The organism is Bradyrhizobium sp. NBAIM14 (assembly GCF_020193895.1).
GTDB lineage: Bacteria > Pseudomonadota > Alphaproteobacteria > Rhizobiales > Xanthobacteraceae > Bradyrhizobium > Bradyrhizobium yuanmingense.
Genome location: NZ_JADYVQ010000001.1, coordinates 448,406 through 470,800, shown reverse-complemented (window position 1 = coordinate 470,800; position 22,395 = coordinate 448,406). Strand labels below are relative to the sequence as shown.

Annotated in this window: 24 protein-coding genes; 12 read left to right on the top strand and 12 right to left on the bottom strand. The window is 65.6% G+C overall.

What is annotated here, in order from left to right; all coding sequences use genetic code 11:
• Nucleotides 1-50: 50 nt before the first annotated feature.
• Together I6F28_RS02095 and I6F28_RS02090 are read right to left on the bottom strand one after the other, a co-directional pair.
• Nucleotides 51-1,784: an FAD-dependent oxidoreductase gene (locus I6F28_RS02095; RefSeq protein ID WP_225139171.1), complete on the bottom strand. Its 1,734-nt coding sequence runs from the start codon at nucleotides 1,782-1,784 to the stop codon at nucleotides 51-53.
• An 8-nt stretch (nucleotides 1,785-1,792) separates the two neighbouring features.
• Nucleotides 1,793-3,007, bottom strand: coding sequence for an ABC transporter substrate-binding protein (locus I6F28_RS02090; protein ID WP_225139170.1), 1,215 nt, complete (start codon nucleotides 3,005-3,007; stop codon nucleotides 1,793-1,795).
• 366 nt (nucleotides 3,008-3,373) lie between these two features.
• Between I6F28_RS02090 and I6F28_RS02085 the strand changes: the two genes are divergently transcribed.
• On the top strand, nucleotides 3,374-4,675 hold the full coding sequence (locus I6F28_RS02085; RefSeq protein WP_225139169.1) for an MFS transporter: 1,302 nt from the start codon (nucleotides 3,374-3,376) through the stop codon (nucleotides 4,673-4,675).
• Here I6F28_RS02085 and I6F28_RS02080 read toward each other — a convergent pair.
• Nucleotides 4,664-6,226 (bottom strand): glycosyl hydrolase family 79 N-terminal domain-containing protein, encoded by a 1,563-nt coding sequence (locus I6F28_RS02080; RefSeq protein ID WP_225139168.1) that lies wholly within the window; start codon nucleotides 6,224-6,226, stop codon nucleotides 4,664-4,666. The genes I6F28_RS02085 and I6F28_RS02080 overlap by 12 nt on opposite strands.
• A 310-nt stretch (nucleotides 6,227-6,536) precedes the next feature.
• Between I6F28_RS02080 and I6F28_RS02075 the strand changes: the two genes are divergently transcribed.
• The 4 genes from I6F28_RS02075 (at nucleotide 6,537) to I6F28_RS02060 (ending at nucleotide 9,261) form a co-directional block, all read left to right on the top strand.
• The gene (locus I6F28_RS02075; RefSeq protein WP_225112090.1) at nucleotides 6,537-6,998 is read left to right on the top strand and encodes an Hsp20 family protein; all 462 of its coding nucleotides are present in this window, start codon (nucleotides 6,537-6,539) and stop codon (nucleotides 6,996-6,998) included.
• 77 nt (nucleotides 6,999-7,075) lie between these two features.
• Nucleotides 7,076-7,567 (top strand): Hsp20/alpha crystallin family protein, encoded by a 492-nt coding sequence (locus I6F28_RS02070; RefSeq protein ID WP_057026078.1) that lies wholly within the window; start codon nucleotides 7,076-7,078, stop codon nucleotides 7,565-7,567.
• Nucleotides 7,568-7,654: 87 nt separating this feature from the next.
• Nucleotides 7,655-7,990 carry a hypothetical protein gene (locus I6F28_RS02065; protein ID WP_225139167.1) on the top strand — a complete coding sequence of 112 codons (336 nt, stop codon included), beginning with the start codon at nucleotides 7,655-7,657 and terminating at the stop codon, nucleotides 7,988-7,990.
• Nucleotides 7,991-8,151: 161 nt separating this feature from the next.
• A complete protein-coding gene (locus I6F28_RS02060) occupies nucleotides 8,152-9,261 on the top strand; it encodes a trypsin-like peptidase domain-containing protein (RefSeq protein WP_425248837.1) in 1,110 nt (369 codons plus the stop codon).
• 294 nt (nucleotides 9,262-9,555) lie between these two features.
• Here the strand turns inward: I6F28_RS02060 and I6F28_RS02055 are convergent, their stop codons facing one another.
• Nucleotides 9,556-9,732 (bottom strand): hypothetical protein, encoded by a 177-nt coding sequence (locus I6F28_RS02055; RefSeq protein ID WP_172786903.1) that lies wholly within the window; start codon nucleotides 9,730-9,732, stop codon nucleotides 9,556-9,558.
• Nucleotides 9,729-9,947: a hypothetical protein gene (locus I6F28_RS02050; RefSeq protein ID WP_036007194.1), complete on the bottom strand. Its 219-nt coding sequence runs from the start codon at nucleotides 9,945-9,947 to the stop codon at nucleotides 9,729-9,731. The genes I6F28_RS02055 and I6F28_RS02050 overlap by 4 nt, the downstream gene beginning before the upstream one ends.
• 264 nt (nucleotides 9,948-10,211) lie before the next feature.
• On the opposite strand from I6F28_RS02050, the gene I6F28_RS02045 reads away from it, so the two are divergent.
• A complete protein-coding gene (locus I6F28_RS02045) occupies nucleotides 10,212-10,613 on the top strand; it encodes a hypothetical protein (protein WP_192893299.1) in 402 nt (133 codons plus the stop codon).
• Between the two features lie 31 nt (nucleotides 10,614-10,644).
• Here the strand turns inward: I6F28_RS02045 and I6F28_RS02040 are convergent, their stop codons facing one another.
• Together I6F28_RS02040 and I6F28_RS02035 are read right to left on the bottom strand one after the other, a co-directional pair.
• Complete coding sequence (locus I6F28_RS02040) at nucleotides 10,645-11,496, bottom strand: HpcH/HpaI aldolase/citrate lyase family protein (RefSeq protein WP_225139166.1); 852 nt, start codon at nucleotides 11,494-11,496, stop codon at nucleotides 10,645-10,647.
• The gene (locus tag I6F28_RS02035; protein WP_341850358.1) at nucleotides 11,496-11,999 is read right to left on the bottom strand and encodes a MaoC family dehydratase; all 504 of its coding nucleotides are present in this window, start codon (nucleotides 11,997-11,999) and stop codon (nucleotides 11,496-11,498) included. The genes I6F28_RS02040 and I6F28_RS02035 overlap by 1 nt, the downstream gene beginning before the upstream one ends.
• 96 nt (nucleotides 12,000-12,095) lie before the next feature.
• Between I6F28_RS02035 and I6F28_RS02030 the strand changes: the two genes are divergently transcribed.
• Nucleotides 12,096-13,262 (top strand): acyl-CoA dehydrogenase family protein, encoded by a 1,167-nt coding sequence (locus I6F28_RS02030; protein WP_060735112.1) that lies wholly within the window; start codon nucleotides 12,096-12,098, stop codon nucleotides 13,260-13,262.
• A gap of 20 nt (nucleotides 13,263-13,282) precedes the next feature.
• Here I6F28_RS02030 and I6F28_RS02025 read toward each other — a convergent pair whose 3' ends face one another.
• The 3 genes from I6F28_RS02025 to I6F28_RS02015 form a co-directional block, all read right to left on the bottom strand.
• Complete coding sequence (locus tag I6F28_RS02025; protein WP_225139453.1) at nucleotides 13,283-14,857, bottom strand: AMP-binding protein; 1,575 nt, start codon at nucleotides 14,855-14,857, stop codon at nucleotides 13,283-13,285.
• Between the two features lie 33 nt (nucleotides 14,858-14,890).
• Nucleotides 14,891-15,526, bottom strand: a complete 636-nt coding sequence (upp, locus tag I6F28_RS02020) for a uracil phosphoribosyltransferase (RefSeq protein WP_225139165.1) — start codon at nucleotides 15,524-15,526, stop codon at nucleotides 14,891-14,893.
• Between the two features lie 84 nt (nucleotides 15,527-15,610).
• The gene (locus tag I6F28_RS02015) at nucleotides 15,611-16,351 is read right to left on the bottom strand and encodes a crotonase/enoyl-CoA hydratase family protein (RefSeq protein WP_225139164.1); all 741 of its coding nucleotides are present in this window, start codon (nucleotides 16,349-16,351) and stop codon (nucleotides 15,611-15,613) included.
• A gap of 85 nt (nucleotides 16,352-16,436) precedes the next feature.
• On the opposite strand from I6F28_RS02015, the gene I6F28_RS02010 reads away from it, so the two are divergent.
• The gene (locus I6F28_RS02010) at nucleotides 16,437-17,018 is read left to right on the top strand and encodes a TetR/AcrR family transcriptional regulator (protein ID WP_036007209.1); all 582 of its coding nucleotides are present in this window, start codon (nucleotides 16,437-16,439) and stop codon (nucleotides 17,016-17,018) included.
• Between the two features lie 40 nt (nucleotides 17,019-17,058).
• Here I6F28_RS02010 and I6F28_RS02005 read toward each other — a convergent pair whose 3' ends face one another.
• On the bottom strand, nucleotides 17,059-17,250 hold the full coding sequence (locus I6F28_RS02005; RefSeq protein WP_225139163.1) for a hypothetical protein: 192 nt from the start codon (nucleotides 17,248-17,250) through the stop codon (nucleotides 17,059-17,061).
• A gap of 23 nt (nucleotides 17,251-17,273) precedes the next feature.
• On the bottom strand, nucleotides 17,274-17,738 hold the full coding sequence (locus tag I6F28_RS02000) for a hypothetical protein (RefSeq protein ID WP_225139162.1): 465 nt from the start codon (nucleotides 17,736-17,738) through the stop codon (nucleotides 17,274-17,276).
• Between the two features lie 356 nt (nucleotides 17,739-18,094).
• Between I6F28_RS02000 and I6F28_RS01995 the strand changes: the two genes are divergently transcribed.
• From I6F28_RS01995 to kdpB, 4 genes are all read left to right on the top strand, one after another.
• A complete protein-coding gene (locus tag I6F28_RS01995) occupies nucleotides 18,095-18,262 on the top strand; it encodes a hypothetical protein (RefSeq protein ID WP_225139161.1) in 168 nt (55 codons plus the stop codon).
• 11 nt (nucleotides 18,263-18,273) lie between these two features.
• Nucleotides 18,274-18,363: a K(+)-transporting ATPase subunit F gene (locus tag I6F28_RS01990; protein WP_035698142.1), complete on the top strand. Its 90-nt coding sequence runs from the start codon at nucleotides 18,274-18,276 to the stop codon at nucleotides 18,361-18,363.
• Between the two features lie 111 nt (nucleotides 18,364-18,474).
• A complete protein-coding gene (gene kdpA, locus I6F28_RS01985) occupies nucleotides 18,475-20,178 on the top strand; it encodes a potassium-transporting ATPase subunit KdpA (protein ID WP_225139160.1) in 1,704 nt (567 codons plus the stop codon).
• Nucleotides 20,179-20,201: 23 nt separating this feature from the next.
• Nucleotides 20,202-22,319 carry a potassium-transporting ATPase subunit KdpB gene (gene kdpB, locus I6F28_RS01980; RefSeq protein WP_225139159.1) on the top strand — a complete coding sequence of 706 codons (2,118 nt, stop codon included), beginning with the start codon at nucleotides 20,202-20,204 and terminating at the stop codon, nucleotides 22,317-22,319.
• The last annotated feature ends 76 nt before the right edge of the window (nucleotides 22,320-22,395 follow it).

Genomic DNA, 22,395 nt, shown 5'->3' with positions numbered 1-22,395 from the left:
TTGAGCATGATCTCTTCGGAAAACCGCTGCACACTTTTCCGGATCATGCTCTACGCCGCGTCGCGCTTGGCAGCGCTGTCGGCAAGATGTCGGCCGGCAATGTAGCCGAAGGTCAGCGCCGGCCCAAGCGTGATGCCGGCGCCGGGATAATTGCCGCCCATGATGCTCGCCATGTCGTTGCCGGCGGCATAGAGGCCGGGAATCACCCGGCCCTCGGCGTCGAGCGCCCGCGCGTTCGCGTCGGTGATGATGCCGGCATAGGTGCCGAGATCGCCGATCACCATCTTGATGGCGTAGAACGGACCATTCTCGATCGGCGCGACGCAGGGGTTGGGGCCGTGCAGCGCATCGCCCTGGTAGCGGTTATAGGCCTTCGAGCCCTTGCCGAAGGCGGCGTCCTGTCCCAGCGGCGCCGTCGCATTGAACTGCTTGACGGTCTCGGCGAACGCCTTGGCATCGATCCCGGCTTTCGCCGCCAGCGCTTCAAGCGTGTCGCCGCGCATGAGATAGCCGGTCTTCAAATGATGACCCAGCGGCATCGGGAAGGGCGGCACGCAGCCGAGGCCGTATTTCCGCAAGGTCCTGTGATCGCAGACCAGGAAGGCGGCGATCTCCTCGCCGGGCTTGGCCGCCTTGATCATGGCCTGGACGAAGTCGTGATAGGAATTGCCTTCATTGGCGAAACGCCTGCCGTCGCGCATCACCGCGATCACGCCGGGCTTGGCGCGATCGATGAAGTGCGGCATCACGCCCTTGGAGCCGTCCTTGCGCGTGGTCAGCGACACCGGCACCCAGGCCGCCGCGTTCGGCAGGCGATCCTCGATTCTGCCGCCCGCGCCTTCGGCAAGGCGGAGGCCGTCGCCGGTGTTGCCCGTCGGCCCGGGCGAATAATGCTCGTTGCCGGTCGGCGCGTGCGGAAACATCTTCTTGCGCCGCTCGACGTCATGCGGAAAGCCGCCGCAGGCGAGCACGACGCCTTGTCGGGCGCGAACGCGCACCTCGCGTCCCTCGCGCGAGACGATGGCGCCGGTCACGGTGCCGTTCTCGACCGTCAGCTCGCGCACCGGCGAGGACAGCCACATCGGAATCTTCAGGTCGAGCGCTGACTTTGCGAGGCGGCCTGCGAGCGCATTGCCGTTGGTGAGCGTCATGCCGCGGCCATAGCGCAGCACGTCCATCAAATGCCGCGTCAGGCGCTTCGCGACATAGACCGCCGAGGTCAGCGACTTCGTCACCCGCATGAAGTGGATGATCTCCTTGCCGCTTCCCAACATCATGCCGAACACGGTGAGCTCGGGCAACGGCATGCCGAGCGATTTGATGAGATTGCCGAGCTCGCGGCCGTCGAACGGGCGCGTCACCATGGAGCGGCCGCCCTGGGCACCGCCGGGCGCTTCCGCGTGATAATCGGGAAACACCAGCGGCATGTCGAAGCGCAGCGCGGTCTTGGTGGTGAAGAAATCGACCGCCTCGGGGCCGGCGCTCAGAAAGGCATCGACGCGTGCTGCGTCGTAATTGTTGCCCGCCTCATGCCGCAAATACGTGCGGGCCTGCTCCGGCGTTTCCTCGATGCCATATGCCTTTGCCAGCGACGTGCCGGGAATCCAGAGCCAGCCGCCGGAGCGGGCCGTGGTGCCGCCGAAGCGCGGCTCCTTCTCGACGATCAGCACGTCGAGCCCGCGATGACGCGCGGTGATCGCGGCCGACATGCCGGAGCAACCCGATCCGGCGACGAGCACGTCGCACTCGTACGTCTCCATGGTGCCATGCTCGTTGCCGGTCATTGCTCACCTCACTTCTTCAGGAGCGGACATTTGGACTCGGAGACCGGACGGAAGGCGTCATCGCCCTTCACGGTCTTGACGATGTCCAGATAATCCCACGGCTCCTTGGACTGCGCGGGCGACTTCACCTTGGCGAGATACATGTCGCGGATGACGCGGCCGTCCTCGCGCAACTTGCCGCCGTGGACGAAGATATCCTCGATCGGCAGTTCGCGCATCCTGGCCATCACCTTGGCGGAATCGTCGGTGCCGGCCGCCTTGATCGCCTTGAGATAGTGCAGCACCGCGCCATAGACGCCGGTCTGGATCATGGTCGGCATCACCTTGGTGCGCTCGTAGAACTTTTTCGACCAGGCGCGGGTCGCCTCGTCCATGGCCCAGTAGGACGCCGTGGTCATATAGGTGCCCTGCGCGGCCTTCAGGCCGATGGCGTGCACGTCGGTGTCGAACATCAAGAGGCCGACCAGCTTCTGGCCGCCCTGGACCAGGCCGAATTCGCCGGATTGCTTGATGGCGTTGTCGGTGTCCTGGCCGGCATTGGCGAAGGCGACCACGTCGGATTTCGAGCTCTGCGCCTGCAGCGCGAAGGAGGAGAAGTCGGCGGTGTTGGTCGGATGCTTGACGCCGCCGAGCACCTTGCCGCCCATCTCGTTGATGAAGCGCGTGGCGTCCTTCTCGAGCTGGTGGCCGAAGGCATAATCGGCCGTGATGAAGTACCAGGACTTGCCGCCTTCCTTGATCACAGCGGAAGCCGTCACCTTCGACAGCGCATAGGTGTCGTAGGTGAAGTGCACGGTGTTCGGGCTGCACAGCTCGTCGGTCAGCGAGCTCGCGCCGGGGCCGGAGAGCAGGGCGACCTTGCCGCGCTCGCGCACCATGTTGTGCACGGCGATGGCGATGCCGGAATTGGGGATGTCGACGACGGCGTCGACCTTGCCGTTGTCGAACCAGCCGCGGACGATCTGAACGCCGACATCGGTCTTCATCTGGTGGTCGGCGCTGATGATCTCGATCGGCTTGCCGAGCACGGTCGGCCCGAATTCCTCCACGGCCATCTTGGCGGCCTCGACCGAGCCCGGCCCAGAGTTGTCGCGGCCCCAGCTCGACAAATCCGTCAGCACGCCGATCCGCACCGCGTCGTCGGACACTTGCGCGCTGGCACCTGTGGTCATGGCAGCCGAAGTCATGGCCGCGAGCACGGCGCAGGCCAGAAGCCCTCTCATTATCGTTTCCTCTCTTTTTGGCCGCTTGGTGCGGCAGGGTCGTTGTGGAGGCAAATTAGATAATGGCAAATCAGTTTGTCAATGGCGAACAACGGCTATCGGCTGGTTCCACGATGGCCGGGTGATGCCGCGTAAGGAGCGCTCCTGCCTCAACACCCGTCATTGCGAGCGAAGCGAAGCAATCCAGAGTGTTTCCGCGGAGGCGGTCTGGATTGCTTCGTCGCAAGGGCTCCTCGCAATGACGGGTGTTGCGCCACCTGCGCACAAAATCCCGCGCCGCTTTCCAGTGAGGAGGCAACACCTCCACAGATTGCAACCGTCACAACGTTTGGCCATGATGCCCACTGGAATCCTTTGGGGCAGGGCATGACGACAGCAACGGGGGTCTCCGCTTCCGCGGAGCGATCGACGACGGCGCATGTGGTGTGGGCGAGTGCGCTCGGCACCGCGATCGAGTGGTACGATTTCCTGATCTACGGCACGGCGGCGGCGCTGGTCTTCAACAAGCTGTTCTTCCCGAGCTTCGATCCCTTCGTCGGCACGCTCGCGGCATTCTCGACCTATGCGGTCGGTTTCGTCGCGCGGCCGATCGGCGGCGCCATCATCGGGCATTACGGCGACCGGCTCGGCCGCAAGACCATGCTGGTTGCGACCATGATCGCGATGGGGCTCGGCACCTTCCTGATCGGCTGCCTGCCGACCTACGATCAGATCGGCGTCTGGGCCCCGATCCTGCTCGTGATCCTTCGTTTCGTTCAGGGCATCGGGCTCGGGGGCGAGTGGAGCGGCGCGGTCGTGATGGTGATCGAGCACGCCGGCAATCGCCGCGGCTTCTACGGCAGCCTGGTGCAGGTCGGCTTTCCCGTCGGCGTCGCCGCCTCCACCGGCATCTTCGCCCTGATGACGAAGCTGCCCGAGGCGGACTTCCTCAGCTGGGGCTGGCGCGTGCCGTTCCTGATCAGCATTCTGCTGGTCGGCGTCGGCTTCATCGTGCGGCTCAAGCTCGCCGAGACGCCTCACTTCAAGGAGATCGTCGAGCGCAAGGAGGTGCTGGCGCAGCCGGCCCTCGAAGTGCTGCGCCGCGACTGGCGCAGCTTTCTGCTCGCGATCGGCATCACGGTATCGGAGGTCGGGCTCGCTTATCTCCTCACCGTGTTCACGGTGGTTTACGCGACGACCAGGCTCGGCCTGCCCCGGCAGGTGATCCTGGATGCGGTGGTCTATGCCGCGATCGTCGAGTTCGCGACGCTGCCGCTGGCCGGCTGGCTGTCCGACATCTTCGGACGCAAGGCGCTGTATCTGGCCGGCGGCGTCTTCTCGGTGGCCCTGGCGTTCCCCCTGTTCTGGTTCCTCGACACCAGGGAGCCGGCGCTGATCACGCTTGCGCTCGTCGTCACGATGACGCTCACCCATGCGCTGCTGTTCGGGCCGAAGGCCGCGTTCATGCCGGAGCTGTTTCGCACCCAGGTGCGCTACAGCGGCGCTTCGCTCGGCGCCAACGTCGCGGCGGCCTTGAGCGGCGGCTTCTCGCCGCTGATCGCGGCTGCGCTGCTGGCCTGGGCCGGATCGTACTGGGCGGTGTCGGTCTACATCGTAGCGCTGTCGGTCATCACGATCGTCGCGACGCTGCTGGCGCCGGAGACGGCGCGGGGAGCGCTAAGATCCTGAGCGTCGGGACAAGCAAGCCGGATTTGCAGCGTTCGGAAACACCAGGAAGGTGATGGTCGTTGGCGCAAGTCTGACCGTTCCCGGCGGTGCTGCGCGTGCCTCGAGCCGGGGCAGCTGGCCCTCAGGGGTCAGCGTGAGCCTCTTGCCGTTCAACTGCACAATCTTACCATGCAACTGCGCTGCGTGCAGCGTGTACCGCTCGGCGGAATCCGGCAGCGATAACGTGCGCGATGTGCCGCGCGACGTGTTGATTGCGAGCAGCGACACCGCACCTGTCGTGGCTGGGTGGCAATGCGCGTAAAGATGGAGATCGCGCGCAGCAGGTTTGCCTGCGTCGAGCACGATCGTTCCCATCAGCCGGCGCCAGAGCAGCGCGGCCCAATAGCTCGGCCGCGGCCGGAACGTTGTTTCGTCGAGCAGGCCGTAATCGCTGGCAGCCAGCGTGTTGTGCATCACCACTTGAACGCCGGCCTTCGCCAGGCGTCCGAGCTGGTCGAGATAGCGGAACGTGTCCAGAAAAGTCCTGTCCCATAAGCCGCCGCCGCAGGCGGCATCAGCCGTCTCGGTCAACCAGATCGGCTTGCCCGGCTCGAATGCGTCGCGTAGCGCCTGGTAGGTCCGGAGTGTCGCATCCGTGCGCGCCAGCCATTGCTCCGAGAGGGCCTGCGCCGGATCGTCGTGCCCGCCGCAGCGCGGCGAGATCGTGTTGTAATGGTGATAGGAGAACCGATCGACGCCGGGACCGGATGCTGCAAGCAGGTCCCGCGTGGTGAGCCCCGCTCCGGACGGCGATGGTGCATCGCCGACCGAGCCGGGACCGAGGATCAGCGTCTCCGGTGCGGCGCGCCGCATCCACTCGCGAAAGACCTTGAAGTCGCGGCCATACGCGGCCGCGTCATAGCCCGCCGGTGCACCGCCCGTCGCTGCGAGCGTCGGCTCGTTCATGAATTCGGCGGCGGCGATGCGCCCACCCAGAGCGCGCGTGGTGTCGACCAGCTGCTGCGCCTGATCCGGCTTCCATATGCCGTGGTCATCGCGGCTGCCGGGACTGATCGCAAAGGAGGTGACGATCTCCGCATCGACCGCATGCGCGAACTCCACGACGCCGCGCCACTGCGCTCGGCTGAGCACCGTGTTGAATCCCGGCGGTGGGGCTCCCGGCGCCTCGGCAAAGAACGTCGCATTGGCCCAGGTGCCGCTCACGCGCAGATAGGCCGGCGACAACGCCGCGGCGAGCAGGCGCAGTCGCGCATTGGCAAGATCGATCGGCGGCCGCGCGCTGTAACGATCCCGTTCGTCGAAGGCACGTGCGGTTCGCGGATAAGGCTTCCAGAACCGTCCGCCGGTCACTTCCACCATCTCGATGTTGTAGGATTGAAAGCGCGCATCGATCGTTCCGAGCGTCTTTAGCCCGGCAGGCGAGATGGCAATGTCATCGGCCTGCGCCGCAAAGGCGGTTGCGACGGCCAGCAGGGCAATCGCGCCGGCCGTGCGACCGGCCGGACGCGGTCGGGTCCCTGGTCTGCGGTGTGCTGCCGCCTGGTTCGTCATGCGCGTTGCCCCGGGGCCAGACGCGCGGAGGCAACCTGGCCTTACCCTCGACCCGCCCATTTTACCCCTTTTTTACCTTGCCGTTGCCGCCGAGTGCGTCCGGGCTCGGCGGACCATCGATGGGGTCGAAAAAAAATCCGTTGGCCCCTCTTGAAACCGGTTTGCGGTTTTCTAAGTCGTTTTTCGCCGCGAGAGCGGTGTGTCGGATGCCAACCGGGTCCGGCACGGGCGCGGGGTTGGTCTTTCGGACCCGTCTGAAATCCCGCCTTGCGCTCCTTCGTATCCATCTTGCTCTTTGGAGGACTTGGTTATGAGGACCAGCTTTGACTTTGCGCCGCTGTGGCGCTCCACCATCGGCTTCGACCACCTGGCCGACCTCGTCGACAGCACGCTGCGCCAGGCGACCGAGGACAATTATCCCCCCTACAACATCGAGCGTTCCGGCGAAGACCACTACCGGATCAGCCTTGCGGTGGCAGGCTTCGGCGTCAGCGACATCACCGTGACGGCCGAACAGAACGCGCTCACCATCGAGGGCAGGAAGCCCGAGACCGCCGCGCGGGAATATTTGTACCAGGGCATCGCCGCGCGTCCGTTCCGGCGCGTGTTCAACCTCGCCGACTATGTCCAGGTGAAGCAGGCCTCGTTCCAGGACGGGCTCCTGATCATCGACCTCGTCCGCGAGGTTCCGGAAGCCATGAAGCCGCGTCGCATTCCGATCGCGGGCGGCGCTCCTGCGGCAACGCAGATCGAGCAGAAGAAAGCAGCCTGATCGCTCGATCGAACAGGTAGCGGAACGCGGCGCGCGCGTGCGCGGGCCGCGCTTTCCGATGCATGAAGGAGGGTACCATGGCTTTTCGTGATCTCATTCCCTGGTCGAAAAACCAGGAGCTTGCGCCAGCGCGCGACAATTTCGATCCGTTCCTGACGCTTCACCGCGAGATGAACCGTCTGTTCGACGATGTCTTCCGCGGCTTCGGGGCGACCAACCTGTCGCCGCTGATGGAAGGCCGTTTCGGCTGGCCGAAGGTCGAGCTCAGCGAGACCGACAAGACGCTGACCGTCTCGGCCGAACTTCCCGGCCTGACGGAGAAGGACGTTCAGGTCGAGATCGCCAATGGCGTGCTGACCGTCCGCGGCGAGAAGAAGGCGGAGCGCAACGGCGAAGGCAGGTTCTTCACCGAGTGCTATTACGGCGCCTTCGAACGGCAGATTCCGCTGGAGGGTGTCGAGGAGGACAAGGCAGAGGCGTCGTTTAGGAATGGCGTCCTGACCGTGTCGCTGCCGAAATCGGAGAAGGCACGCGAAGGCGTCAAGCGCATCGCGATCAATACGCACTAACGTCAGGTGAGACGGCGGCGATGTGGCGCCGCCGTCTCATCGTCAACAAGCCGTCCCCCTGGAAAGGAGCATGTGGGAGACCTATCGATGACCAACGTGAATACCAGTTCCGGCACTCTCAATCCGCTGTTTCATCCCGCCGCCCACTACGACTCGCCTACCGACGTCCTGAATGCCGAGGAGCTCTCGTCGCCCGAGAAGCGCGTCATCCTGTCGTCCTGGGCATCGGACATGTATGCGGTCGAATCCTGTCCCGCCTTGCGCGAGATTCCCGGCATGAGCCACATGGTCCGGCTCGTCGACATTCTAGCCGCCTTGCGCAAGCTCGACGGCGACAACGACAATGACGACCCGCCGCGCGGCGGCGGCGTGCCGATGCGGCTGCGGCGGCCATGGGCCGCCGCCGAAGGGCAGGCGGCATGATAGTCACGCCCACCGTCCTCGCTCTCGTGCTGCTCGGTCAGGCCGCGGCAGCCTGGACTGTCCCGCTTCTGGCCCTGCAAGGCTGGATCGTCGCGTCAGGCGACGAAGGCTGAAGCCACGAAGGTTTCGAAACTCCCCACAACACAAGCGGCAGGGTGACGATGATGAATGCTGTGCGTCTGCTGTTCCTGGCCTTGCTGATGCTGACGCTCACGGCGTCGCAGCCTGCCGCCGGCCAGATCCCGGATGTGAAGACCGGCGGCCCGGTGCCGACCCTGGCGCCGCTGGTGCGCCAGGTGACGCCCGCCGTGGTCAACATCTCCGTGCACGGCCGCGTGCGCGAGGACAATCCGCTCTATCGCGATCCGCTGTTTCGCGAGTTCTTCGACGTTCCCCGGCAGATCGAGAAGGAGGTCAATGCGACCGGCTCCGGGGTGATCGTCGACGCCCAGCGCGGCTATGTGCTGACCAACAATCACGTGGTCGAGGGCACATCCGCCGTTCAGATCACGACCAAGGACGGCCGGCAGTTTTCCGCCAAGGTCATCGGCCGTGATCCGCCCACGGATGTCGCAGTGCTCCAGGTCCAGAACCCGGTCGGGCTCAAGGCGCTTGCCTTCGGCGACAGCGACGGGCTCGATGTCGGCGATTTCGTCCTCGCGATCGGCAATCCCTTCGGCCTCGGCCAGACCGTGACCTCGGGGCTCGTCAGCGCGCTGGGCCGCACCGGCCTCGGCAAGCAGGGCTATGAGGATTTCATCCAGACCGACGCGGCGATCAATCCCGGCAATTCCGGCGGCGCGCTGGTCAGCCTGCGTGGCGAGCTCGTCGGCATCAACTCGGCGATCATCTCGCCCGCGGGCGGCAACGTCGGCATCGGCTTTGCCATTCCGGTCAACATGGCGCGCAAGGTGATGGAGCAGATCATCGTGAGCGGCCGGGTCGAGCGCGGCCGCATCGGCATTTCGCTGAAGGACCTGCATCCGTCGGTCAACAAGGGATTGAATCAGGGCGCCGTCATCGCCGAGATCGCGGCGGATTCGCCCGCAGAGAAGGCCGGCCTGCGCAAGGGCGATGTCGTGACCGGCGCCGACGACCGCCCGATCCGCACTGCCGCCCAGCTCCGCAACACGATCGGCCTGGCGCGGATCGGCGAGGACGTGAAGCTCACGCTGCTGCGCAACGGTGCGCCGTTCACCGCCACGGTGAGAGTGGCGCCCGCAGCCGGCACGAGCAGCGCACTCGCAGGCCCCAACCGCCTCGTCCGCTGAAACGAATGCACAGGGACGAACCGCGGAAGCGGTTCGTCCCTGCGACGGCAGGGCTATGGCATATGACTTGTGATGGCGGTCGTTGCGCACGCCTCGTCCTTCGAGACGGCGCTTACGCGCCTCCTCAGGATGAGGCTCATCAGCGTCAGTGCCTCTTGAAACTGCAGCCACACACTCCGTCCTCATCCTGAGGAGCCCGCCTCAAGCGGGCGTCTCGAAGGATGGCCGCAGGGGAGAGCTCTCAAATGCGATAGCCCTCCCTGCGACGGTGCCGGGGAGGCGTGATCTCCCAGCTCAGGCCGCGCGGTGATCCCATTCGCCTTGCAGGTCCCGGATCAGCCGCCGCTCGCGTTCGATGCGCTGGCGATAGAGCTCGCGCTCATGCTCGCTCTTGGCGCTGGCAAGAAGCAGCTCGTAATGGCCGATGACCTTCTCGCTGCCGCGGATCAGCAGATCGCGTTGGCTGTTCATTGGGCCATCCCCAACGCGTTCGCCGGCGCTTCGGCGGCGCGGAAGCCGACGGGAAAGGTGCTGGCGGTCAGGCCATCGAGCGCCGATCGCTCTTCGGCAAGTCGCCTCTCGATGAATTGGCGCTCGAGCTGCGACAGCCTGGTCTTCAGCAGGCGCCGGTAGCGGTGGATGTTGTTGCGGTGCGCACGAATGCGGGCCAAATTCTCATCGAGCATCGTCGTCTCTCCAGACGGTCGCGTTAGATCCTTTGGTTTGCGAGGATGAGAAGATCTCTTCTCGGCAAAAAAATATTCAGCGGGTGAGCGGTGTCAAGATGTTGGCGCGCCTGTCCGTGTCGCTGGCTCCTGGAGATCGATGGTCGGCCAATCGAGCTGTCCGGACGCCCGGGTTCCGGGCGCGATTGCCTTTTGTTGGCCGGCAAGCGAACCTCGTGTGGCCATATTTGAGCAGGAGTGATCTGTCGCGAGGGAGGCGGTCCGATGAACAAGGCACTGATCACTGCTGTCGCAATGCTGGCCTGCGTGCCCGCGGGCGCGCTCGCGCAGGAGCGCGCAGGCGACGCGGCGCTCGGCGCGGTCTCGGGTGCGGTCGTGCTTGGGCCGGTGGGTGCGGTCGCCGGCGCCTTGATCGGCTACACGGCCGGACCTTCGATCGCCCGGTCCTGGGGCCTGAGAGGCTCGCAGTCGGCCAGGCACCGGCAGCCGCCGCCGCGTCGCGCCGCCGCGACCGGTAGCCCGTCGCGCACGCGCGAGGCAATGGCCGCCAACGGCCAGATGAGAGCTGCCGGCAATCCGGCCCCGCCGGTCCAGGCTCCGCCGGTTCAAGCCGCGCCTGCCGCGCCGGCGCATTCCTCGGCACCGCCCGTTCAGGGGTTCGACTGAGGCCGGCAGCCGGCCCGGCTTGCGTCCCGCTCTAGGACTGGCCGAGAATCTTCATCGCCGCGCGAAGGTGCGGCTTGTCGATCATCTGACCGTCGAGCCGCAGCGTGCCGGAATTGGGATTGCTCGCGAACGCCGCGATCACCTTCTCCGCCCAGGCGCGCTCGGCCTCCGTCGGCGCAAAGGCCGCGTTGACGATGTCGACATGCTTGGGGTGGATCAGCGCCTTGGCCGAAAAACCGTCGCGCCGCGCGGCGCGGGTTTCGGCTTCGAGGCCGGCAAGGTTGTCGATGTCGGTGTAAACCGTGTCGATCGGCGCGACCTCGGCGGCTGCCGCCGCCATCAGGCAGAGATCCCGCGCCAGGCGATAGGGGCTGTGGAACACGCCGCCGCTCGCCTTCTCGGTAGCGCCGAGCGAGGCGGAGAGATCTTCCGCGCCCCACATCAGGCCGGCGAGGCGAGGGGAGCAGCCCTTGTAGCTGCCGAGCCAGAAGATCGAGCCGGCGGTCTCCGTCGCGACGCAGACGATGCGGGTCGCGCCGATCGCGATGCCGGAGGCGGCTTCCAAAGCTTCGAGCCAGGTCGCGACCTGACGCACGTCGTCGCCGCCTTGCGATTTCGGCAGCACGATGCCGTCAGGCCTGCCCGGCATCACCGCGGCGAGATCGGCCAGCGTCATGCCGGTGTCGAGCGCGTTGACGCGGACATAGAGCTGATGCGGGCCGGGTCGGCTCTTCAACATCGAAAGCGTCAGCTCACGCGCTTCCGCCTTCTTCTCGGTGACGACGGAATCCTCGAGATCGATGATCAGCGCGTCGGCCTTGCCTTCGCTCGCCTTCTCGAATTTGCGCGGGGAATCGCCCGGCACGAACAGCATCGAACGCATCAGACCGGCCTCTTGTGCATCATCGCCATGCGGCGGCATTTGCCGACAATCTCGTCGTTCTGGTTCAGGGCATGGTGCTCGAACTCGACGATACCGGCCTTGGGCCGCGATCTGGATTCCCGCACCGAGAGCACCTTTGTCGTGGCCCGCAACGTGTCGCCATGGAAGACCGGCTTCGGAAAGGTGACGTCGGTCATGCCGAGATTGGCGACGGTGGTGCCCAGGGTCGTATCATAGACCGTCATGCCGATCATGATGCCGAGGGTGTAAAGACTGTTGAAAATGCGCTGGCCGAACTCGGTCTTCTCGGCGAAATGCGCGTCGATGTGCAGCGGCTGCGGGTTCAGCGTCAGCAGGCTGAACATGGTGTTGTCCATCTCCGTGACGGTCCGGGTCAGCGGATGCCTGAACTCCTGGCCCACGGAAAAGTCCTCGAAATATAGTCCGGCCATCGCGGTTTCCTCCCTGCGAAATAACGGCGCGCGCGTCACGTCGCGCCGCATGACCCCATGCATGGTAGGCACACTTCGCGGGCAAATTCACGTATCTGCATGCAGTTTTTCGAGCTAAAGAACGCTTGGCGAAGGGAGATCAAGACCATGGATTTCGCGCTCACCGATCAGCAGGAAGCCATTCGCGACGCCATCGCCAAGATCTGCGAAGGCTTTCCCGACGCCTATTGGCTGAAGAAGGACCACGACGGCGGTTTCCCGCACGATTTCCACAAGGCGCTGGCGGACGCCGGCTGGCTCGGCATTTGCGTGCCGGAAGAGTATGGCGGCTCCGGGCTCGGCATCACGGAAGCCGCGATCATGATGCGCACCATCGCCGAGTCGGGCGCCGGCATGTCCGGTGCCTCGGCGGTGCACATCAACGTGTTCGGGCTCAACCCCGTCGTCGTGTTCGGCACCGAGGAGCAGCGCAGGCGCATGCTGCCGCCGATGGTCGAGGGCCGCGAGAAGGCGTGCTTCGCCGTCACCGAGCCCAACACCGGCCTCAACACCACCCAGCTCAAGACCCGTGCGGTCGCCAAGAACGACCGCTACATCGTCAATGGCCAGAAGGTGTGGATCTCGACCGCGCAGGTCGCGCACAAGATTTTGCTGCTGGCGCGCACCACGCCGCTGGAAGAGGTGCGCTCGCCCACCCACGGTCTCAGTCTGTTCTACACCGATTTCGACCGCAACAGGATCAAGGTCCACGAGATCGAAAAGATGGGCCGCAAGATCGTCGATTCCAACGAGCTGTTCTTCGAGGACTTCGAGATCCCGATGGAGGACCGCATCGGCGAGGAGGGCAAAGGCTTCGAGTACATCCTCGAAGGCATGAATCCGGAGCGCATTCTCATCGCGGCCGAGGCGGTCGGTCTCGGCAAGCTCGCGCTGTCGCGCGCGACCGAATACGCCAAGACGCGTGTCGTGTTCAATCGTCCGATCGGCAAGAATCAAGGCATCCAGCATCCGCTTGCGGTGAACTGGGTCGAGCTCGAGGCGGCCTGGCTGATGGTGATGTCGGCGGCCTGGCAATACGACAAGGGCATGCCCTGCGGCGCCGCGGCCAATGCCGCAAAATATCTGGCGGGCGAAGCGGGCTTCTCGGCCTGCGAGCAGGCGGTGATGACCCATGGCGGCTTCGGCTACGCCAAGGAATTCCATGTCGAGCGCTATTTGCGGGAGGTGCTGATCCCGCGCATCGCGCCGGTCAGCCCGCAGCTCGCGCTCAGCTTCATCGCGGAAAAGGTGCTGGGGCTCGCCAAATCGTACTGAACAAGTCGTACTGAGCGAATCTATTCGGCGGCGATCCGCTCCATCGCCATGGCGCGAAGCCTGGCGCGCTGGATCTTCACGCCATTGGCACTGTCGGTCACCGGGAAGGCGTCCACGACATAGATCCGCGCCGGCACCTTGTAGCCGGCGAGCCGCTCGCGCAGACGCGCGATCAGCGTCTCCTGGATGGGCGGCTCCGTTGTCGGGATCACGAAGGCGACGCAGCGCGCCTGCCCCTTGAGATCGATGGCGACGACCTGGGCGTCGGCGACACCGGTGCAGGATTTGAGCTCGTCCTCGATCTCACCGGGCGCGACCAGGAAGCCACCGAGGCGCATCGCATCGCCGGCGCGAGTCTCGTAGACGAACGACCCGTCGCCGCGCAGCCGGCCGATGTCGCCGGTGCGGAAGAATCCGTCGACGGTGATCGCCTCGCGCGTTGCCTCCGGGTTGTTGAAATAGCCAAGGAAGCGCGAGGGTGCGCTGATCTCGATCTCGCCGGAGACGCCGCTGGCCGCAAGTTCTCCGGTCTCGACATCGCGCACGCGGACTTTCGCCTCCGGCGACATCGGCCAGCCGCCGCCCTCGATCCGATCGGCAAAGGCATCACTGGGGCTGCCGATCGAGAACAGCGCCTGCACCTCGCTCGATCCGTAGAGGCCATACAGCTTCATGCCGCGCGCTTCGGCTTCCACAGCCAGCTCGCGCCAGCCGGGCTGGAACGCGGCGAAGCCGCAGACTTCGAGATGCGGAAACGGGTGTGGCGCATCGGTGAGGGCGAGGATGCGCCGGAACATCTCGTCCGAACCGAAGGAATGCGTGATGCGCTCCGTGCTGAGGATCTGCAGCGCCGGCGCTGCTTCGAAGGCATCGAGCACATGAATGGTCGCGCCGGCCGCGAGGAAGCCGAGCAGGCTCGTCATGCCGAAGGTGCCGCAGAACGGCAGCATCGCCAGGAGCGAATGACGGTGGTGATCGAGCTGGAGCGCGTGGGCGACGGAGGCGGCGTGCGTCGCCAGCGTCGCTTGCGAATGCGCGACGAGCTTCGGCCCCTTGGTCGTGCCCGACGTGGTGTAGAGCAGCACGGGCAGGTCGACATCATCCTGGCGCGGCGGAGGGGAAGGGTAAGTCGTCTCGAACGCATCGAACCGCACGCAGGGCCAGCGTGCGGGGATCGCATCCGCGCCGACCACCGCCAGCCGTTCCAGCGCGGGCACCTCGGCCTCGGCGACATCGGCGAGGATGGCGGCAAAGTCGATCGCGCGGAATGCCGCCTCGACCACCATGAGCTTCGCGCCTGACAGCTTGAGCAGGTGCGCGACTTCCGCGCTGCGGTAGCGCGTGTTGACGGCGGCGGCGACCGCACCGAGCCGTGCGGCGGCGAACAGCAGTGTCAGCCATTCGACCCGGTTGACCAGCCAGACCGCAACGACGTCGCCCTTGCCGATGCCTTGCGCGGCTAGCCAGGCGGCGCTCTGCTCGACCTTCGCCGAGAATTCCGCGCGAGAGACGGCCTTGCCGTCGAATACCAGGGCAGGGTCGGCGGCGGTCTTGATCCGGAGCAGCGATTGCAGCGAAAAATCGTTGGCACTCATGGCCATCGGACTAACCCGGTCGTGCAAACCTGTCTACTTGGTGCCGAACATCCGGTCGCCGGCGTCGCCCAGGCCTGGCACGATATAGCCGTGGTCGTTGAGCCGCTCGTCGATCGCGGCGGTCCAGATCGGCACGTCGGGATGCTCGCTCTGGAACTTGGAGATGCCCTCGGGCGCGGCCAGGAGGCAGACGAAGCGGATGTCGCGGGCGCCGCGAGCCTTGAGCAGGGACGCGCCGGCGCAGGCGGAATTGCCGGTCGCCAGCATCGGATCCATCAGGATCACGGTGCGGTCGGACAGGTCCTGCGGCGCCTTGAAGTAATATTCCACGGCCTGCAACGTCTCGGGGTCGCGGTAGAGCCCGATATGGGCGATGCGCGCCGACGGCATCAGGGCGAGCATGCCGTCGAGAAAGCCGACGCCGGCGCGCAGGATCGGCGCCAGCGTGAGCTTCTTGCCGGCGATCTTGGGTGCCTGCATCGGCGCGATCGGCGTCTCGATGTCCACCAGCTCCAGCGGCAGGTCGCGCGTCACCTCGTAGGCCAGCAGCATCCCGATCTCGTTCAGGATCTCGCGAAAGCTCTTGGTCGAGCGGTCCTTCTCCCGCATCAGGGAGAGCTTGTGCTGGACCAGGGGGTGGGCGACGACGTTGACATTGCCTGTGCTCATGAAACCGCTCTACACGGTTCCGTGAAACTGCGCCAGATCGGCCAGGTAGTTTTAGGCAACGCCTTTTCCGCGGGATAGCCGGCCTCAACCGGGCAGCGCGACTGCGCTGCGCGCGCGGTTGCTTGCCTCATAGGCAGCCATGGTCAGCTCGCGGTCGATCGCCGCGCGCATGGCGTCCATGGCTCCCTGGCGCAGGCGCCGCTTTGCGGTGGCATGCGACGGCATGTGGATGGCGCGCAGGCCGGTGATGATCGTCTCGATCGTGGCGTCGACCATCTCAGGTGCAACCACGCGATCGAGAAAGCCGGCCGTCTGCGCCTCCTCGGGCTCGTACATCTCGCCCAGCGTGACGGTACGGCTGAGCCAGGCCGGATGCAGCCGGCTGCACGCGAGCTCGATGGCAAAGCTGGGAGGCGCGATGCCGATCGCCACCTCGTTCAGCCCCATGTGGTGCGGTCCGCGCGCGCCCAGCCTGACGTCGCAGGCGAGCAGCAGGAACGTTCCCATCGGGTAAGCATGGCCCTCCATCACGCCGATGGTCGGATGTGGAAACGACATCAGCCGCAGCGCAAGCTCGGCGCCGGCCCGGACCATCTCCAGGCTCTTGGCAGCATCGCCCGAGGCGAACACTTTCAGATCGAAGCCCGCGGAAAAGATGCCTGGCCGGCCCGAGCGCAGCACCACGATCTCCGCCTCCGTCTGGGCGCGGTCGAAGGCGGCGCCGATCTCGCCCAGCATCGCGGCCGACATCACGTTGACCTTGCCGTCGTCGAGCCCGATCCGCGCCACGCCGTCGTTCAGTTCATAGGTCACTCTCTCAGGCATCTGCCTCTCTCCGTCATTGTCATGCCTTGACTGTCGGAGGCTGATGTAGACCAATCAATATAATTTCCGAGCGGAGGAGAGTGCCATGCCGGCCGTGCCGAAGCACCGTCAGCCCATCATCAATGCCGCGGTGACGCTATTCCGCCGCCAGGGATTTGCCCGCACCGGCCTCAACGACATCGTCGACGTCAGCGGCGCGCCGAAGGGGTCGCTCTATCATTACTTTCCGGACGGAAAATCCTCGATCGCGGTGGCAGCGGTGGAGGAGGCGGGCCGCCGCGTCGCGGCGACGGTCGCCGAGCTCGCGGCAGAGTGCGGCTCGACCGGCGAGCTCTTGCGCGCGCACGCCAGACTGCTGGCAGGCTGGATGCAGGGCTCCGGCTTCCGCAATGGCTGCCCGATCACGACCGTGCTGCTCGAGCTGGCGCCGCGCGAGCGCGCCGTGTCGGAGGCCGGTCGCAAGGCCTATGCGGCACGGCTATCGATCCTGCGTGACAAGCTCGTCGCCGACGGGTTTGCCAGGCCGCGGGCGGAGGCGCTGGCGGTGCTCTGCACGTCGGCGCTCCAGGGCGCGCTGATCCAGGCGCGCGTCGAGCGCAGCGGCCGGCCGATCGAGGTCACCGCGTCGGAGCTGGCGCGACTGATCGAGGCGGAGGTGAGGAGCTAGCCGCCGAGGCCGCGAAAGATCATCACGTCCGCAATGCCGGTCAGGCCTGGAGATGCCACATATGGATTGCGGTCCTCAGCGCGATCAGCGCGGTGAGCACGCTGCCCATCGACAGCATGGCCAACCCATGCAGGGCGATACGCTCGAGTCGAGCTTTGCGCAGCTTCGATATGGGCAACTGCTGTTCAGCCCTCAGACGGGGTCGCTCAAAGCCGAGAATCGGCGTCGGCATTTCTCGTGTCCTTTCAGATGCGTCTAGCGGGAATTGTGGCAGGCGACCGGCTCGTAAAGCGGATCCAGCATAGGGCGCACCGACGGAACGCTCGGCCGCGACACTTCGATGGCCAGCGTTCGGACTTCGATGAAGGCCGACAACAGAGAGAGCGCGAGGTCGGCATGGCGCGCATCGACCGCGGAATCCAGCCAGTCCGGCAGCTCGCGCTCGCGCGACAGCGCGCAATGCCACTCGCCGTCATCGTAGGCGATGCGGCGGACCTGCCACATCGGCAGCTCGAGCTCCAGCAGCGCCAGCGCCGCATCGGCCCAGGCTTCCGCATCGATCAGGCGCACGACGCGGGCTGAGCGTTCGCTCCGGCCCAGCGACGGCAAGCGTCGGCAGGCGCGACCGATGATGTCGAGCATCAGCGGCCGCGTCATTGAATGGGCCTTGCGCAGCTGCTCGGCGAGCGAGGGGAGATCGAGCGGGTGGAGAGCGGTCATATCAGGCCTCCTGGAATTGGCGTCGGTCAGTCGGCCGGCCTCGCCAAGATGGCCTGGAGGGCATTTGAAAACGAGAGAGGGTTCGGGTGAGAGATATAAGGATTCCATAAGCGGCCTCCTCAGGATGAGGCTCATCGGCGTCAGTGCCCGCTGAAACTATGGCCGCGCACTCCGCCCTCATCCTCAGGAGCCCGCCCCAAGCGGGCGTCTCGAAGGATGGCTGCGGGGAAAGCTCTCAGGCGCGAGCCCTGCGCCGGGACGGGCCGGCCTTTATGAGATTCCTATAACGTCGCCATAGGTCTCATCTCGAAAACCTATGGGCGCGGTGGCACTTCAGCGCGGTGAAGTTCCCGCCCGTGCCGCGCTCGATCGCAGCAAGCGGCCCGCTGGGATCCAGAGACGGGCTATGCCGGACATCGTCTCTCCTAAGGAGTATCGCCATGATGGACCTTTTGATGCTGGCGCTGGGCTTCTTCTTCTTTGCCCTCGCGATCGGCTACACCTACGCCTGCGAACGGCTGTGAGGGAGCGGACCATGATCTTCGATTATGCGCTCGCCGGCGCCGTCTCGTTCGGCCTCCTGATCTATCTCACCTATGCACTGCTGCGGCCCGAGCGGTTCTGACGCCGTGCTGCTGCTCGCAAAATTGCTGCTGGCCGACGCTGCTCGTCGCGGGCCTGCTCGCGCTGCTCCTGCCGCTTTTGCGCCGGACCAAAAGCCTGAAGGGTTAATGCCATGACTGCGATCGGTTGGTTCCAGATCATTCTTTATTGCGCGATCGTGGTCGCGCTGACCAAGCCGCTCGGCTGGTACATGACGCGCGTGTTCAACGGCGAGCGCACGTTCCTGTCGCCCGTCCTGCGCCCGATCGAGGCCGGCATCTATTGGATCTCCGGCGTCGACGAGAAGCGCGAGCAGCACTGGCTGACCTACACGGTCGCGATGCTGCTGTTTCATGTCGGCGGCTTCCTCATCATCTACGGCCTGATGCGGCTGCAGGCCGTGCTGCCGTTCAATCCAGCCGGCCAATCCGCGGTCGCCGAGGATCTGTCCTTCAACACCGCGATCTCCTTCATCACCAATACCAACTGGCAGAACTACGGCGGCGAGAGCACGCTTTCCTATCTGACCCAGATGGTCGGCCTGACGCACCAGAATTTCCTGTCGGCGGCCACCGGCATCGTGCTCGCCGTTGCCCTGATCCGCGGCTTTGCCCGCGCGTCCATGCGCACAATCGGCAACTTCTGGGTCGATGTGACCCGCTGCACGCTTTATATCCTGCTGCCGATCTGCGTCGTGTTCACTCTGTTCCTGGTCTGGCAGGGCATCCCGCAAACGCTTGGCGACTACGTCGAAGCGACCACGCTCGAGGGCGCCAAGCAGACCATCGCGGTCGGCCCGGTCGCCTCGCAGGTCGCAATCAAGATGCTAGGGACCAATGGCGGCGGCTTCTTCAATGCCAATGCCGCTCACCCCTTCGAGAACCCGACCGCGCTGTCGAGTTTCGTGCAGATGCTGTCGATCTTCGTGCTCGGCGCGGCGCTCACCAACGTGTTCGGCCGCATGGTCGGCAACCAGCGCCAGGGCTGGGCGATCCTCGCCGTGATGGGCGTGCTGTTCGTCGCAGGCGTCGCCGTTTGCTATTGGGCTGAAGCCAGCGGCACCACGACCCTGCATGCACTCGGCCTGACCGGCGGCAACATGGAGGGCAAGGAAGTCCGCTTCGGCATCGTCGCGTCCTCGCTGTTCGCGGTGATCACCACCGCCGCGTCCTGCGGTGCCGTGAACGCCATGCACGACAGCTTCACCGCGCTTGGCGGCATGGTCCCGCTGATCAACATGGAGTTAGGGGAGATCATCGTCGGCGGCGTCGGCGCCGGCCTATACGGCATGCTGCTGTTCGTCGTTCTCGCGATCTTCGTCGCAGGCCTGATGGTCGGCCGTACGCCGGAATATGTCGGCAAGAAGATCGAGGCCCGCGAGGTCAAGATGGCGATGCTCGCGATCCTGATCCTGCCGCTGATGATCCTGGGCTGGTCGGCCGTCACGGTCGTGCTGCCCACCGGCGTTGCCTCGATGGCGAATGCGGGCCCGCACGGCTTCTCGGAAGTGCTCTACGCCTATACGTCGCAGACCGCCAACAACGGCTCCGCCTTCGCCGGCCTGACCGGCAACACCCCGTTCTACAACCTGACGGGCGCATCCGCGATGTTCGTCGGCCGCTTCTTCATGATCGTGCCGGCGATGGCGATCGCAGGCTCGCTCGCGGCCAAGAAATCGATCCCGCCGTCGATGGGCACTTTCCCGACCACCGGAGGCCTGTTCGTCGGCCTCGTCGTCGGCGTCATCCTGATCATGGGCGGCCTGACCTTCTTCCCGGCGCTCGCACTCGGCCCCATCGTCGAGCATCTCGCAATGAACGCCGGCAACGTCTTCTGATCTCGCTTTTCGGAGTGACCTCCATGGAACCTGTCCACAAATCCAACAAGCGCATGCCGGTCTCGGCGATGCTGGATCCGAAGATCGTGATGCCAGCGATCGGCGCTGCCTTCACCAAGCTCGATCCGCGCGCCATGATCAAGAACCCTGTGATGTTCGTGGTCGAGATCGTGGCCGCGCTCACGACCGTGATCTTCCTGCGCGACCTCGTCACCGGCGGGGAGAATCTCGGCTTCACCTTCCAGATCATCCTCTGGCTGTGGTTCACCGTGCTGTTCGCCAATCTCGCCGAAGCCGTGGCCGAGGGCCGTGGCAAGGCGCAGGCCGAGACACTGCGCAAGACCCGCACCGAGAGCCAGGCCAAGCTCCTGAGCGGCGCGGGCCGGGACTACAAGCTCGTGCCGGGCACGAGCCTGAAGGTCGGCGATCTCGTGTTGGTCGAGGCCGGCGACACCATCCCCTCGGACGGCGAGGTGGTCGAGGGCGTCGCCTCCGTCAACGAGGCCGCCATCACCGGCGAGTCCGCGCCCGTGATCCGCGAATCCGGCGGCGACCGTTCGGCGGTGACGGGCGGCACGCAGGTGCTGTCGGACTGGATCCGCGTGCGCATCACCGCCGCGCAGGGATCGACCTTCATCGACCGCATGATCAAGCTGGTCGAGGGCGCCGAGCGGCAGAAGACGCCGAACGAGATCGCGCTCAACATCCTGCTCGCCGGCCTCACCATCATCTTCGTGTTCGCCACCGTGACGATCCCGAGCTACGCCGCCTATGCCGGCGGCTCGATCTCGGTGGTCGTGCTGGTGGCCCTGTTCGTGACGCTGATCCCGACCACGATCGGTGCGCTGTTGTCGGCGATCGGCATCGCCGGCATGGACCGCCTGGTGCGCTTCAATGTGCTGGCGATGTCGGGCCGCGCGGTCGAGGCCGCCGGCGACGTCGACACGCTGCTGCTCGACAAGACCGGCACCATCACCCTCGGCAACCGGCAGGCGACGGCCTTCCGTCCCGTGCGCGGCGTCGCCGAGCAGGAGCTGGCGGATGCCGCCCAGCTCGCCTCGCTGGCGGACGAGACGCCAGAAGGCCGCTCCATTGTCGTGCTGGCCAAGGAGAAGTACGGCATCCGCGGCCGCGATATGGCCGAGCTTGGCGCGACCTTCGTTCCGTTCACGGCGCAGACCCGCATGAGCGGCGTCGACGCCGGCGGCTCGTCGGTGCGCAAGGGCGCGGTCGATGCCATGCTCAATTATATCGCCGGCAGGGCGCCGACCGCGATCTCCGCCGGTACTGCGGCACGGGCGATGCAGCCCGCGGCCCTATCCGAGGCGGGCCGCGAGATCAGCGCCATTGCCGACGAGGTCTCCAAATCGGGCGGCACGCCGCTGGCGGTCGCGAAGGACGGCAAGCTGCTCGGCATCGTCCAGCTCAAGGACATCGTCAAGGGCGGCATCCGCGAACGCTTCGCCGAGCTGCGCCGCATGGGCATCCGCACCATCATGATCACCGGCGACAACCCGATGACGGCGGCCGCCATCGCCGCGGAAGCCGGCGTCGACGATTTCCTGGCGCAGGCAACGCCCGAGGACAAGCTCAAGCTGATCCGTGACGAGCAGGCCAAGGGCAAGCTGGTGGCGATGTGCGGCGACGGCACCAACGACGCGCCGGCGCTCGCCCAGGCCGACGTCGGCGTCGCCATGAACACCGGCACGCAAGCCGCCCGCGAGGCCGGCAACATGGTCGATCTCGACTCCAACCCGACCAAGCTGATCGAGGTGGTCGAGATCGGCAAGCAGCTCCTGATGACGCGCGGTGCGCTGACGACGTTCTCGATCGCCAACGACGTCGCCAAGTATTTTGCGATCATCCCGGCGATGTTCCTGGCGTTCTACCCTCAGCTCAACGTGCTCAACGTCATGAACCTGTCGAGCCCGCAGAGCGCCATCCTGTCGGCGATCATCTTCAACGCGCTCGTCATCATCGCGCTGATCCCGCTCGCGCTGAAGGGCGTCGCCTATCGCGCCGTCGGTGCCGGCGCACTGCTCCGCCGCAACCTCCTGATATACGGGCTCGGCGGCATCGTCATTCCCTTCATCGGCATCAAAGCGATCGATCTCGCGGTGACCGCCTTGCATTTGGCTTGAATTCGTCATTGCGAGCGAAGCGAAGCAATCCAGAAATATCTCAGCAGTTGATAGCCTGGATTGCTTCGTCGCTTCG